Raw genomic sequence first — 12688 nt, 5'->3', positions numbered from 1 at the left:
GCCGAAAAGCCCGGCGTCGCGACCGGCCCGCGCCGGACCGACCGCGTCCGCCGCGATGCCGGCGGCGACAGCGATGCCAAGGCCAAGGCCAAGGCCGACGAAAGCCGCCGCACCGGCCGCCTGTCGCTGAACCAGGCGCTTGAGGGCGAAGGCGGGCGTCAGCGCTCGCTCGCCGCGATGAAGCGCAAGCAGGACCGCGCCCGGCAGAAGGCCATGGGCAGCGTGCGCGCCGAAAAGCAGGTGCGCGACGTGCAGTTGCCCGAGACCATCGTGGTGTCGGAACTGGCCAACCGCATGGCGGAACGCGCCGCCGACGTGGTCAAGACGCTGATGAAGATGGGCATGATGGTGTCCATGAACCAGCCGATCGACGCCGACACGGCCGAACTGGTGATCGAGGAATTCGGCCACAAGGCCGTCCGCGTGTCGGACGCCGACGTGGAACAGGTCATCGACACGGTCAAGGACAAGGCCGAGGATCTGCAGCCGCGCCCGCCGATCATCACGATCATGGGCCATGTGGACCACGGCAAGACCTCGCTGCTGGACGCGATCCGTCACGCCAACGTCGTCTCGGGCGAGGCGGGCGGGATCACCCAGCACATCGGCGCCTATCAGGTGACGACCGAATCCGGCGCGGTGCTGTCCTTCCTGGACACGCCGGGCCACGCGGCCTTCACCTCGATGCGGGCGCGCGGCGCGCAGGTCACGGACATCGTCGTGCTGGTGGTTGCCGCCGATGACGCCGTGATGCCGCAGACGGTCGAGGCGATCAACCACGCCAAGGCTGCAGGCGTCCCGATGATCGTGGCGATCAACAAGATCGACAAGCCGACGGCAGACCCCAACAAGGTCCGCACCGCGCTGCTGCAGCACGAGGTCGTGGTCGAGGAGATGTCGGGCGACGTGCAGGACGTCGAGGTTTCGGCCAAGACCGGCCAGGGCCTGGACAACCTGCTGGAAGCGATCGCGCTTCAGGCCGAGATCCTGGAACTGGAAGCCAACCCGAACCGCGCCGCCCAAGGCGCGGTGATCGAGGCGCAGCTTGACGTGGGCCGCGGTCCCGTCGCCACCGTTCTGGTGCAGAACGGCACCCTGCGCCGCGGCGACATCTTTGTCGTGGGCGAGCAGTGGGGCAAGGTCCGCGCGCTGATCAACGACAAGGGCGAGCGCGTGGACGAGGCCGGGCCTTCGGTCCCGGTCGAGGTCCTGGGCCTGAACGGCACCCCCGAGGCGGGCGACGTCCTGAACGTGGTCGAGACCGAGGCGCAGGCCCGCGAGATCGCGGACTATCGCAGCCAGGCCGCCAAGGACAAGCGCGCCGCAGCCGGTGCCGCGACCACGCTGGAACAGCTGATGGCCAAGGCCAAGGCGGACGAGAACGTGGCCGAACTGCCGGTGGTCGTGAAGGCCGACGTGCAGGGCTCGGCCGAGGCGATCGTCCAGGCGCTGGAAAAGATCGGCAACGACGAGGTGCGCGTCCGCGTGCTGCATTACGGCGTCGGCGCGATCACCGAATCCGACATCGGCCTGGCCGAGGCCAGCCGCGCGCCGGTGATCGGCTTCAACGTCCGCGCCAATGCCCCGGCCCGCAATTCGGCCAACCAGAAGGGTGTCGAGATCCGCTACTACTCGATCATCTACGACCTGGTGGACGACATCAAGGCGGCGGCCTCGGGCCTGCTGTCGGCCGAGGTGCGCGAGAACTTCATCGGCTATGCCGAAATTCGCGAGGTCTTCAAGGTCACGGGCGTCGGCAAGGTCGCGGGCTGCCTGGTCACCGAAGGCGTGGCGCGCCGTTCGGCGGGCGTGCGCCTGCTGCGCGACAACGTGGTGATCCACGAAGGCACGCTGAAGACGCTGAAGCGCTTCAAGGACGAGGTCAAGGAAGTCCAGTCCGGCCAGGAATGCGGCATGGCCTTCGAGAACTACGACGACATTCGCCCCGGCGACGTCATCGAGATCTTCGAGCGCGAGGAGGTCGAGCGCACGCTGTAAGGCGGCGCTTGTCCCGGAACGGAAAAAAGGGGCGGCCGTGATGGCCGCCCCTTTCCTCATCGTCGTGTCGTGGTGCCTGTCGGGTCAGCGCGTTACCGGCTTTCCTTCAAAGGTTCTTGTACCAATGCGGACCACCATGTTGCCGTTCGGGGCCAGACATTCGAAAAGCCCCTGGACGAGAATATGGCTGCCGATCGAAATCGTGCGAATCATGTCAAGCCCTCTTGTTCCCTCTGTTTTCATTCTGTCATGAAACCGCTCACAAAGAATTAACGAAGCGGCGATCTACGACATTTTGCGGGCAGATTGGATATCGGACCCCCGATCTGCGACATCAAAGCCACATTTGTAACATCGGGATCAGCGGGATGTCTGCGGGCGGCATAGGGTAATTGCGCAAATCCCCTGCGCGAACCCAGGCCAGCCGTTGCCCCTCTCGCGGGTGTGCGATTCCCTTCCACCGGCGGCAGGCATAGACCGGCATCAGCAGGTGGAAGTCGTCATAGCCGTGGCTGGCGAAGGTCAGCGGCGCCAGGCAGGACGTCCAGGTGTCGATCCCCAGTTCCTCGTGCAGCTCGCGGATCAGGGCGGCCTCGGGCGTCTCGCCCGGCTCGACCTTGCCGCCGGGAAACTCCCACAGGCCCGCCATGGACTTGCCTTCCGGGCGCTGTGCCAGAAGCACGCGCCCGTCGGCATCGATCAGGGCGACGGCGGCGACAAGAACGGTTTTCACGACCGGTAGTCGGCGTTGATGTCGATATAGCCGTGGGTCAGGTCGCAGGTCCACACGGTGCGCGCGCCCTGCCCCACGCCCAGATCGACGGCGATCACCAGGTCCTGGCGCTTCATGTAGGCGCTGGCCTTGTCCTCGTCATAGGAGGGCGAGCGCCAGCCGTTCTCGGCCAGGACCATGTCGCCGAAGCGGATGGTCAGCCGGTCGCGGTCGGCCTTTGCGCCGGATTTGCCGACAGCGGCGACGATGCGGCCCCAGTTGGCGTCCTCGCCCGCAATGGCCGTCTTGACCAGGGGAGAGTTGGCGATGGCCATGGCGACCTTGTGGGCGTCGGCGTCGGACGCGGCACCCGTCACCTGCACCTCGACGAACTTCGTGGCGCCCTCTCCGTCGCGGACCACAAGCTGCGCCAGGTCGCGCATGACGCCATGCAGCGCCGTCACGAAGGCGGCACCGGCGCCGCCGTCCAGCGACGTGATCGGCGCGGCCGCGCTGCGCCCGGTCGCCGCCAGGACCAGCGCGTCCGAGGTCGAGGTGTCGCTGTCCACCGTGATGGCGTTGAAGGTGCTGTCCAGCCCCGACGACAGCGCCTGCTGCAGCAGGGGCGAGGCAATCGCCGCGTCCGTGAAGACATAGACCAGCATCGTCGCCATGTCCGGCGCGATCATGCCCGAGCCCTTGGCGATGCCGGCGATGCGGATCTCGCCGCCTTCGCCCGCCACGACCGCCGAGGCGCCCTTGGGGAAGGTGTCGGTCGTCATGATCGCGCGGGCCGCGTCGGCGATGCCGCCCGCGTCCAGCGAGGCCGCAAGCTCATCCACGATGGCGATGATGCGGTCATGGGGCAACGGCTCTCCTATCACCCCGGTCGAGGACGAGAACACCCGATCCGCCGGCACGCCCGTGGCCTGCGCCACCGCGCCGGTCACGGCATCGACCGATTCTTGGCCGCGCGCTCCGGTGAAGGCATTGGCATTGCCCGAGTTGACGATGATCGCCGCCCCGTCTGGCGCATCGCCCCCCTGCGCCAGCTTGGCCTGGTTGTCCAGGATGCAGGCCGCGCGGGTTGACGACTTGGTGAAGGCGCCCGCCAGCGTCGATCCCGGCGCGATGCGGATCAGCGTCACGTCGGTGCGGCCCTGGTACTTCACACCTGCGGCACCGCTGGCGAACTGGACGCCGTCGATCACCGGCAGGTCGGGAAACCCGGCGGGTGCCAGCGGCGACACGGGAAGCCCGGCCTTTCCCATCATTCGGCCTCCAGCAGGTCGGTCTTGCTCAACCAGGCGGGATCGATGCCCTCGGTCTTCTCGACCTTGGCCTCGCCCGTCAGGCGCTGGATTTCACCCTCGACCTTTTCGCGCAGCACCATCTGGGCGATCTGGTCGCGCACCTCCTCCAGCTTGGGGGCCTCGCGCAGGCGGGTGTCGTTCAGCTTGATGACGTGCCAGCCGAAGTCGGTTTGCACCGGGTCCGAGATCTGGCCCTTTTCCATCGCCTTCACCGCATCGGCGAAGGGCGCGACCATCTGGTCGGCGGTGAACCAGCCCAGGTCGCCCTTGTTCGGGCCACTGGGCCCGGTCGAGTTCTGTTCGGCCAGCGTTCCGAAATCCGCGCCGCCATCCAGTTCCGCCTTGATCGCCTTCGCCTTTTCCTCGGTATCGACAAGGATGTGGGCGGCGGAATACTCCGTCGCAGGCTCGGCCGAGGCGAACAGCTTGTCATAGGACGCCTGGATGTCCTGATCGGTCGGCTCGGCCTTCGTGACCTCGGCGATGGCGGCGGCGGCCAGCGTGTTGCGGCGCTGGATTTCCAACTGGGCGCGCACGCCCGCGTTCTCCTTGCCGGCGCCGGCCACGGCGGTCTGCTGGATCAGCTGGTCCAGCATGATCTCGTACAGTGCGCCGTCGCCCATGGAGGCCATCTGGGGGTCCTGGGCGGCGGCTTCCTTCATCACGATCATCTCGCCCAGGGTGATGGGCGTGCCGTTCACGGTGGCCACGACCGTATCGGCGCCCTTGTCCTGGGCCATGGCGGCAAAAGGCAGGGCCGTGGCCAGAAGCGCGGCCAGGATCGACGGTTTCAGCATGGGGGTCCCTTCGCTTGTTCTGCCCGCGCATCGGGGCCAGCGTTGACAGTGGGGCGGGCGAGGCATAGATCCCGGACCAACTCCGTGGAAGGCGCCGCCGCCGCTTTCGTTCAGGCTCCTGATACGGCAATGCGGCAGGTCGCGGCAAGTAGGCCCGGCCGGGATCGCCTTTCCCAACAACGTGATTGCGAAGGTTTACATGCTCGGCATCGGTAATCTGGCGAAGAAGGTCTTTGGAAGCCCCAACGACCGCAAGGTCAAGGGCACGCGCGGGCTGATCGCCCGGATCAACGCGCTGGAGGATCAGTTCCGCCCGCTGAGCGACGGGCAACTGGTCGAGAAGACCCGCGAGTTCCAGAACCGCGTGGCGGGGGGCGAAAGCCTGGACGACATCCTGCCCGAGGCCTTCGCCAACTGCCGCGAAGGCGCGCGCCGTGCGCTTGGCCTGCGCGCCTTCGACGTGCAGCTGATGGGCGGCATCTTCCTGCACGGCGGCAACATCGCCGAGATGAAGACTGGCGAGGGCAAGACCCTGGTCGCGACCTTTCCCGCCTACCTCAACGCCCTGACCGGCAAGGGCGTCCATGTCGTCACCGTCAACGACTATCTGGCGAAACGCGATGCCGAGTGGATGGGCAAGGTGTTCCGCCAGCTTGGCCTGACCACCGGTGTCGTCTATCCTTTCCAGCCCGAGCCCGAGAAGCGTCAGGCCTATGCCGCAGACGTGACCTATGCCACCAACAACGAGCTGGGCTTCGACTACCTGCGCGACAACATGAAGGGCAGCGTTGCCGAGATGGTCCAGCGCGGCCACAACTTCGCCATCGTGGACGAGGTGGACTCGATCCTGATCGACGAGGCGCGGACGCCGCTGATCATCTCGGGCCCGAGCCAAGACCGCAGCGAGCTTTACGTCACGCTGAACCAGTACATCCCGCTGCTGACCGAGGAACACTACAAGCTGGACGAGAAGGCGCGCAACGCGACCTTCACCGAGGAAGGCAACGAGTTCCTGGAAACCCGCCTGCAGGCCGACGGCATCCTGCCCGAGGGGCAGACGCTTTACGACCCGGAATCGACTACCATCGTCCACCACGCCAACCAGGCCCTGCGCGCTTGGAAGCTGTTCAACAAGGACCAGCACTACATGGTCCGCGACGGCGAGGTGATGCTGATCGACGAGTTCACCGGCCGGATGATGAAGGGCCGCCGCCTGTCCGACGGGCTGCACCAGGCGATCGAGGCCAAGGAAGGCGTGCAGATCCAGCCCGAGAACGTGACGCTGGCATCCGTCACCTTCCAGAACTACTTCCGGCTTTACGACAAGCTGGCGGGCATGACCGGCACGGCGGCCACCGAGGCCGAGGAATTCGCCGAGATCTACAAGCTGGGCGTGGTCGAGGTTCCCACCAACCGCGGCATTGCCCGCCTTGACGAACACGACCGCGTGTATCGCACGGCCAACGAGAAATACGCCGCCGTGGTCGAGGCGATCAAGGAGGCCCATGCCAAGGGCCAGCCCACCCTGGTCGGCACCACCAGCATCGAGAAATCCGAGATGCTGTCGGGCATCTTGCAAAAGCAGGACATCCCCCACAACGTCCTGAACGCCCGCCAGCACGAGGCCGAGGCTCAGATCGTGGCCGACGCGGGCAAGCCCGGCGCCGTGACCATCGCCACCAACATGGCCGGCCGCGGCACCGACATCCAGCTTGGCGGCAACGTCGAGATGAAGGTGCTGGAGGCCCTGAAGGCCGACCCCGAGGCGAACCCCGATGAAATCCGCGCCCGGATCGAATCCGAACACGCCGCCGACAAGCAGAAGGTGCTGGCGGCGGGCGGATTGTTCGTCCTGGGCACCGAACGCCATGAATCCCGCCGCATCGACAACCAGTTGCGCGGACGCTCGGGCCGCCAGGGCGATCCGGGCCGCTCGCTGTTCTTCCTGTCGCTGGACGACGACCTGATGCGGATCTTCGGATCCGAACGCCTGGACAAGGTCCTGTCCACCCTGGGCATGAAGGAAGGCGAAGCGATCGTCCATCCTTGGGTCAACAAGTCGCTGGAACGCGCCCAGGCCAAGGTGGAAGGCCGCAACTTCGACATCCGCAAGCAGTTGCTGAAGTTCGACGACGTGATGAACGACCAGCGCAAGGCGATCTTCAGCCAGCGCCGCGAGATCATGGACAGCCATGAGGTGGACGAGATCGCCGCCGACATGCGCCACCAGGTGATCGACGACCTGGTCGACGAATTCATGCCGCCGAAGTCCTATCCCGAACAGTGGGACATCGAGGGCCTGAAGACCGCCATCCGCGACCGCCTGAACATGAACCTGCCCGTCTCCGACTGGGCGGCCGAGGAGGGCGTCGATCAGGACACCATCCGCGAACGGATCGAACAGGCGACCGACACCTACATGGCCGACAAGGCGCAGGCCTTCGGGCCTGAGAACATGCGCAACATCGAAAAGCAGGTGCTGCTGCAGATGATCGACCAGAAATGGCGCGACCACCTGCTGACGCTGGAACATCTGCGATCCGTCGTGGGCTTCCGCGGCTATGCGCAGCGCGACCCCCTGTCGGAATACAAGACCGAGGCCTTCCAGCTGTTCGAGACGATGCTGGACGGGCTGCGCTTCGACGTGACGCAGCGCCTTGCCCAAATTCGCCCCCTGACCGAGGCCGAGCGCGAGGAAATGCTGCGCCAGATGGCCCAGCAGCAGAAGGCCGCGCAGGAACACCTGACGATGGAACATGGGGCGGAACGGCAGTCCGACGACGATGCGGACAAGCCAGAACCGCTGGTCGCAGGCTTCGACGAACAGAACCCCGCCACCTGGGGCAACCCGTCGCGCAACGACCCTTGCCCTTGCGGGTCCGGCAAGAAGTTCAAGCACTGCCACGGCGCGATCTGAGGGAAGCTTTCGGCCCTGCCGGGCGGGGATGAACCCCGCCACGGTCAAGGCCGAAGCGCGGCCCGGACAGGTCAGTCCAACTGTGCGGGCAGCGTCCACCCGCGCAGCAACTCTCCGGCCGTCATCGGACGCTTGCCGGAACGCTGCGCTTCCTGAACCTCGACCGCTCCATCACCGCAAGCAACGGTAAAGCCGCCCAGCACCTGCCCCGGTGCCCCCTGTCCCGCGACAACCCGGCTGCGCAGCAATTTCACCCGCTCACCCTCGATCTCGCACCATGCCCCGGGAAAGGGCGAGAGGCCCCGGATCAGCCGGTCCACCTCGGCAGCCGGACGCGTCCAGTCCACCCGCGCCTCGGCCTTGTCGATCTTGGCGGCATAGGTCACACCCTCCCCCGCCTGCGGGGCGGCGGGCAAGGGCAGCCGGTCCAGCACGTCGACGATGAGAGCCGCCCCCATCATCGACAGCCGGTCGTGCAGATCGGCGGTCGTCTCCCCGGCCCCGATCCCTGTGCGCGCCTCGGCCAGAACAGGCCCTGTATCCAGCCCCGCCTCCATCTGCATGATCGCGACGCCGGTCTCCGCATCGCCCGCCATAACAGCGCGATGGATCGGCGCCGCCCCCCGCCAGCGCGGCAGCAGCGAGGCATGGATGTTCAGGCAACCAAAACGCGGCACATCCAGCACCGGCTGCGGCAGGATCAGCCCATAGGCGACGACGACGGCCACATCAGCCTCAAGCGCTGCGAAAGCCTGCTGATCCGCCGGATCACGCAACCGCAAGGGCGTGCGCACTTCGATGCCCAGTTCCTCGGCTGCAGCATGAACCGCCGAAGGCCGCGGCTTCTGCCCCCGCCCCGCTGCGCGCGGCGGTTGCGAATAAACCGCGACGACCTCGTGCCGCGCGGCGATGGCCCGCAAGGCAAGCACCGAAAACTCGGGCGTTCCCATGAAGATCACGCGCATCGGAAAGCCTTTCATCTTGGCCCAAATATCCCGGGGTCCGGGGCAGCGCCCCGGCCTTCTCACCGCCGCGCCAGCTTCGCCGATTTCGCGACCAGCATCTTGCGCCGCAGGGGCGACAGGTGATCGACATAGACCCGCCCGTCCAGATGGTCGATCTGGTGCTGCACGCTGGTCGCCCAAAGCCCGACGAAATCGCGCTCCTCGACGGCGCCCACCTCGTTCAGGAACCGCACCGTGACCGCCCGGGGGCGGGTGACGGGGGCGGACACGCCGGGCAGGTTGGGACTGGCTTCCTCGTGGCTGCGGAACTGGACGCTGGCGTGCAGAACCTCGGGGTTTGCCATCCGCACCACCTGCCCTCGCTTGTCTGAGGCATCCACCACCGCCAGCCGCAGCATGATCCCGATCTGCGGCGCGGCAAGGCCCACGCCCGGCATCGCCTCCATGGTGTCAACCATGTCGTCCCAGATCATGCGGACGGTTTCGTTCACCGCCTCGACCGGTTCGGCCGCAATGTGCAGGCGCCGGTCGGAATAGGGCAGAAAAGCGCGAACAGCCATCAGCAACCGCCCTTAGGCACGGGTCTTTTCCCGCTTCAGCTTTATCATCCGGCGGGTGATCATCTGCCGCTTGATGGCCGACAGATGGTCGATGAACAGCACGCCGTTCAGGTGGTCCAGCTCGTGCTGCGCGCAGGTCGCCCATAGCCCGTCGAAGTCCTGCTCGTGCGTCTTGCCGTCCAGGCCCAGCCAGCGCAGCCGCACCTGCCTGGGCCGGGTCACGTCGGCATACTGGTCGGGGATCGACAGGCAGCCCTCCTCGTAGGTGTTCAACTCCTCCGACTCCCAGGTCACCTCGGGGTTGACCAGCACCAGCGGGTTGCGCTCCACCTCGGGATCGCGGGTCGCGTCCATCACGAAGACGCGCCACAGGACGCCCACCTGGGGCGCGGCCAGGCCCACGCCCGGCGCGTCATACATGGTCGCCAGCATGTCGTCCGCCAAAGCCTCGATTTCGGGCGTGATGCGGGCCACGGGTTCGCAGACCTTCTTCAGGCGCGGGTCGGGATGGATCAGGATGGGGCGCAGGCTGCTCATGTCCCGGATTTAGGGCAAGGCTTCACCATAAGCAACAAGCGGCGTATGCAGGGGAAAACAGCGACAGGCCGCAGCATGACCCCTGACTTCGACGAGATCATCGACCGCGTGGGCACCCAGTGTTCGAAATGGGACGACATGCAGGCGGCCTATGGCGTCACGCCACAGGACGGCGGGCTGGCGATGTGGGTCGCGGACATGGACTTCCGGCCGCCAGCCGCCGTGCAGCGCGCGGTCGAAGCGGTCGCGGCCCATGGCGTTTACGGCTATCCCGGCGCGAACCGCCCTTATCTCGAGGCGATCCGCTGGTGGATGGAACGCCGCCACGGCTGGTCCGTCGACACCGGCTGGATCCTGACCTGCGCGGGGCTCGTCAACGGCGTCGCGATGGCGCTGGACGCCTATACGCAACCGGGCGACGGCGTGATCGTGATGTCGCCCGTCTATCACGCCTTCGGCCGCGTGATCCGGGCCTCGGGACGCCAGTTGGTGGAACTGCCGCTGACACAGGACGGCGGGCTTTACCGCATGGACTGGACCGCCTGGGAAAACCGCCTGACCGGGCGCGAAAGGCTGCTGATCCTCTGTTCGCCCCACAACCCCGGCGGCCGCGTCTGGACGCCCGAGGAATTGCGACAAGTCGCCGATTTCTGCATCCGCCACGACCTGATCCTGGTCTCGGACGAGATCCATTGCGACCTGGTCATGCCCGGCCACAGGCACAGCGTCACCGCCGCCGCCTGCCCCGACATCGCGGACCGTCTGGTCACGCTGACCGCCGCCACCAAGACCTTCAACATAGCGGGCGCCCATGTCGGCAATGCCATCATCGGGGACGAGGGCTTGCGGAACCGCTTCAAGGCCGCGCTGATGGCGCGCGGCATCTCTCCGGGCCTGTTCGGCATGGACATGGTGACAGCCGCCTATTCGCCCGAAGGCGCGGCCTGGGTCGATGCGCTGGTGGACTATCTGGACGGCAACCGGCGGCTGTTCGACGACGGCATCGCCGCGATCCCGGGCCTGTGCTCCATGCCCCTGCAGGCGACCTATCTGTCCTGGGTCGACTTCTCGGGCACCGGCATGGAGCCTGCCGAATTCACGGCCCGCGTCGAAAGGACCGCCCGCATCGCCGCCAACCACGGCGCGACCTTCGGCACCGGCGGCGAAAGCTTCCTGCGCTTCAACATCGCCACGCCTCGCACCCGCGTGGCCGAGGCGGTGGCACGCCTGCAACAGGCCTTTGCCGACCTCCAATGAAGAAGCTCGCCCGGCTCTTCTCGGCGCTGAGCGCGCTGTGCCTGCTGGCGGCGGCCTGGGCGATGCTGGCGCCGCAGCGCCCCGCGCCGGTCCCGCGTGTGCCACCCCTGACCGCGCCGCTCACCGGCCCGGTCGATCACATCGTGATCCACAAGTCCGCCCGCCGCATGACCGCCTTCCGTGACGATCGGCCCGTGAAGACCTACCGCATCGCCCTCGGCTTTGCGCCCCGGGGGGACAAGCGCCAGCAAGGCGACGGCAGGACGCCCGAGGGCCGCTTCACCATAAACCGCGTGAACCCCGACAGCGCCTATCACCTGTCCCTGGGCCTCGATTACCCGCGCCCGCAGGACCGCGCCCGCGCCGCGGCCCTGGGCGTCGATCCGGGCGGCGACATCTTCATCCACGGCCAGCCGAACGTCCGTCCCGACGGCGAAGTCCTGCCCGGCGACTGGACGGCGGGCTGCATCGCCCTGACCGATGCCGAGATCCGCGAGCTCTACGCCGCCGCCCGCATCGGCACCACGGTAGAGATCCTGCCTTGATCTTCTGTGTCCAAATATCCCACGGGGGTCCGGGGGTGTGAAACCCCCGGCCTTGCGTTGCAATCCCGCGCCCCTGCGATCATATAGGGGCGCAAACCCGAACACACCCGAAGGCACACCCCGCATGGTCTATCTGGATTTCGAAAAGCCGCTTGCCGATATCGAAGGCAAGGCCGAGGAGCTTCGCGCCCTGGCGCGCAAATCCGAAACCGCAGTGGACGTGGAAAAGGAAGCCGCGGCGCTCGACCGCAAATCCGCCGATCTGCTGCGCGACCTGTATCGAAGCCTTGATCCCTGGCGCAAGACGCAGGTGGCCCGCCATCCCGATCGCCCGCATTGCCGCGACTACATCGACGCGCTGTTCACCGACTACACGCCGCTGGCCGGCGACCGGGCCTTTGGCGACGACCATGCGGTGATGGGCGGCCTCGCGCGCTTCAACGATGCGCCCTGCGTGGTGATCGGGCACGAAAAGGGCAACGACACCAAGACCCGTATCCACCACAACTTCGGCATGGCCCGCCCCGAGGGATACCGCAAGGCCATCCGCCTGATGGATCTGGCGCACCGCTTCAAGCTGCCGGTCATCACCCTGGTGGACACGCCCGGCGCCTATCCCGGCAAGGGAGCCGAGGAACGCGGGCAAAGCGAGGCCATCGCCCGCTGTACCCAGAAATGCCTCGACATCGGCGTGCCCCTGGTCAGCGTCATCATCGGCGAGGGCGGGTCGGGCGGCGCGGTGGCTTTCGCCACGGCCAACCGCATCGCCATGCTGGAACACTCGATCTATTCGGTGATCTCGCCCGAAGGCTGCGCCTCGATCCTGTGGAAGGACGCCGAGCGGATGCGCGAGGCGGCCGAGGCGCTGCGCCTGACCGCGCAGGACCTGAAGAAACTGGGCGTCATCGACCGCATCATCACCGAACCCGTGGGCGGCGCGCAGCGCGACCCGGCGGCCGCGATCAAGGCCGTGGGCGAGGAGATCGCGGCGATGTTGGCCGAACTGGCCGGCCGGAAGCCCGCCGACCTGATCAAGGACCGGCGGCAGAAATTCCTGGAAATGGGCTCGAAAAGCCTCGCCTGAAGG

At 67.0% G+C, this 12688-nt stretch carries 12 protein-coding genes; 5 read left to right on the top strand and 7 right to left on the bottom strand.

Annotated elements, in window-relative coordinates; translation table 11 throughout:
• Positions 1 to 1998, top strand: a 1998-nt coding sequence (gene infB, locus J0F76_RS07465; protein WP_207467375.1) for a translation initiation factor IF-2, incomplete at its 5' end; no start/stop codon positions are given.
• 84 nt (positions 1999 to 2082) lie between these two features.
• Here the strand turns inward: infB and J0F76_RS21150 are convergent.
• From J0F76_RS21150 to J0F76_RS07450, 4 genes are all read right to left on the bottom strand, one after another.
• Positions 2083 to 2211, bottom strand: a complete 129-nt coding sequence (locus J0F76_RS21150) for a hypothetical protein (protein WP_268866570.1) — start codon at positions 2209 to 2211, stop codon at positions 2083 to 2085.
• Between the two features lie 121 nt (positions 2212 to 2332).
• On the bottom strand, positions 2333 to 2731 hold the full coding sequence (gene mutT / locus J0F76_RS07460; protein WP_207467373.1) for an 8-oxo-dGTP diphosphatase MutT: 399 nt from the start codon (positions 2729 to 2731) through the stop codon (positions 2333 to 2335).
• Positions 2728 to 3981 carry a bifunctional glutamate N-acetyltransferase/amino-acid acetyltransferase ArgJ gene (gene argJ / locus J0F76_RS07455; RefSeq protein WP_207467396.1) on the bottom strand — a complete coding sequence of 418 codons (1254 nt, stop codon included), beginning with the start codon at positions 3979 to 3981 and terminating at the stop codon, positions 2728 to 2730. The genes mutT and argJ overlap by 4 nt, the downstream gene beginning before the upstream one ends.
• A complete protein-coding gene (locus J0F76_RS07450) occupies positions 3981 to 4820 on the bottom strand; it encodes a peptidylprolyl isomerase (protein WP_207467370.1) in 840 nt (279 codons plus the stop codon). The genes argJ and J0F76_RS07450 overlap by 1 nt, the downstream gene beginning before the upstream one ends.
• A 199-nt stretch (positions 4821 to 5019) precedes the next feature.
• On the opposite strand from J0F76_RS07450, the gene secA reads away from it, so the two are divergent.
• The gene (secA, locus tag J0F76_RS07445) at positions 5020 to 7737 is read left to right on the top strand and encodes a preprotein translocase subunit SecA (RefSeq protein WP_207467394.1); all 2718 of its coding nucleotides are present in this window, start codon (positions 5020 to 5022) and stop codon (positions 7735 to 7737) included.
• Between the two features lie 71 nt (positions 7738 to 7808).
• Here the strand turns inward: secA and fmt are convergent, their stop codons facing one another.
• From fmt to def (J0F76_RS07430), 3 genes are read right to left on the bottom strand one after another with little or no spacing between them, the layout of a single operon-like run.
• Positions 7809 to 8702 carry a methionyl-tRNA formyltransferase gene (fmt, locus tag J0F76_RS07440; protein ID WP_207467368.1) on the bottom strand — a complete coding sequence of 298 codons (894 nt, stop codon included), beginning with the start codon at positions 8700 to 8702 and terminating at the stop codon, positions 7809 to 7811.
• 59 nt (positions 8703 to 8761) lie between these two features.
• Positions 8762 to 9262 (bottom strand): peptide deformylase, encoded by a 501-nt coding sequence (gene def / locus J0F76_RS07435; protein WP_207467366.1) that lies wholly within the window; start codon positions 9260 to 9262, stop codon positions 8762 to 8764.
• Between the two features lie 12 nt (positions 9263 to 9274).
• Positions 9275 to 9799: a peptide deformylase gene (def, locus tag J0F76_RS07430; RefSeq protein WP_207467364.1), complete on the bottom strand. Its 525-nt coding sequence runs from the start codon at positions 9797 to 9799 to the stop codon at positions 9275 to 9277.
• A gap of 75 nt (positions 9800 to 9874) precedes the next feature.
• On the opposite strand from def (J0F76_RS07430), the gene J0F76_RS07425 reads away from it, so the two are divergent.
• The 3 genes from J0F76_RS07425 (at position 9875) to J0F76_RS07415 (ending at position 12685) form a co-directional block, all read left to right on the top strand.
• Entirely contained in the window at positions 9875 to 11056 is a 1182-nt protein-coding gene (locus J0F76_RS07425) for a MalY/PatB family protein (RefSeq protein WP_207467362.1), read from the top strand.
• Positions 11053 to 11601 carry a L,D-transpeptidase family protein gene (locus J0F76_RS07420; RefSeq protein ID WP_207467360.1) on the top strand — a complete coding sequence of 183 codons (549 nt, stop codon included), beginning with the start codon at positions 11053 to 11055 and terminating at the stop codon, positions 11599 to 11601. The genes J0F76_RS07425 and J0F76_RS07420 overlap by 4 nt, the downstream gene beginning before the upstream one ends.
• Positions 11602 to 11725: 124 nt before the next feature.
• Positions 11726 to 12685 carry an acetyl-CoA carboxylase carboxyltransferase subunit alpha gene (locus tag J0F76_RS07415; protein WP_207467358.1) on the top strand — a complete coding sequence of 320 codons (960 nt, stop codon included), beginning with the start codon at positions 11726 to 11728 and terminating at the stop codon, positions 12683 to 12685.
• The last annotated feature ends 3 nt before the right edge of the window (positions 12686 to 12688 follow it).

This window comes from Paracoccus fontiphilus (assembly GCF_017356265.1).
Classification (GTDB): Bacteria; Pseudomonadota; Alphaproteobacteria; order Rhodobacterales; family Rhodobacteraceae; genus Paracoccus; species Paracoccus fontiphilus.
The sequence above is the reverse complement of the archived record's forward strand: the minus strand, read 5'-3'. Positions and strand labels throughout refer to the sequence as shown.

What these genes read in the sequence shown, in the direction of transcription:
- J0F76_RS07415 (WP_207467358.1), top strand. Translation starts at nt 11,726, where the DNA reads ATGGTCTATCTGGATTTCGAAAAGCCGCTTGCCGATATCGAAGGCAAG.
- J0F76_RS21150 (WP_268866570.1), bottom strand. Translation starts at nt 2,211, where the DNA reads ATGATTCGCACGATTTCGATCGGCAGCCATATTCTCGTCCAGGGGCTT.
- J0F76_RS07425 (WP_207467362.1), top strand. Translation starts at nt 9,875, where the DNA reads ATGACCCCTGACTTCGACGAGATCATCGACCGCGTGGGCACCCAGTGT.
- argJ (WP_207467396.1), bottom strand. Translation starts at nt 3,981, where the DNA reads ATGGGAAAGGCCGGGCTTCCCGTGTCGCCGCTGGCACCCGCCGGGTTT.
- secA (WP_207467394.1), top strand. Translation starts at nt 5,020, where the DNA reads ATGCTCGGCATCGGTAATCTGGCGAAGAAGGTCTTTGGAAGCCCCAAC.
- J0F76_RS07420 (WP_207467360.1), top strand. Translation starts at nt 11,053, where the DNA reads ATGAAGAAGCTCGCCCGGCTCTTCTCGGCGCTGAGCGCGCTGTGCCTG.
- def (WP_207467364.1), bottom strand. Translation starts at nt 9,799, where the DNA reads ATGAGCAGCCTGCGCCCCATCCTGATCCATCCCGACCCGCGCCTGAAG.
- J0F76_RS07450 (WP_207467370.1), bottom strand. Translation starts at nt 4,820, where the DNA reads ATGCTGAAACCGTCGATCCTGGCCGCGCTTCTGGCCACGGCCCTGCCT.
- def (WP_207467366.1), bottom strand. Translation starts at nt 9,262, where the DNA reads ATGGCTGTTCGCGCTTTTCTGCCCTATTCCGACCGGCGCCTGCACATT.
- fmt (WP_207467368.1), bottom strand. Translation starts at nt 8,702, where the DNA reads ATGCGCGTGATCTTCATGGGAACGCCCGAGTTTTCGGTGCTTGCCTTG.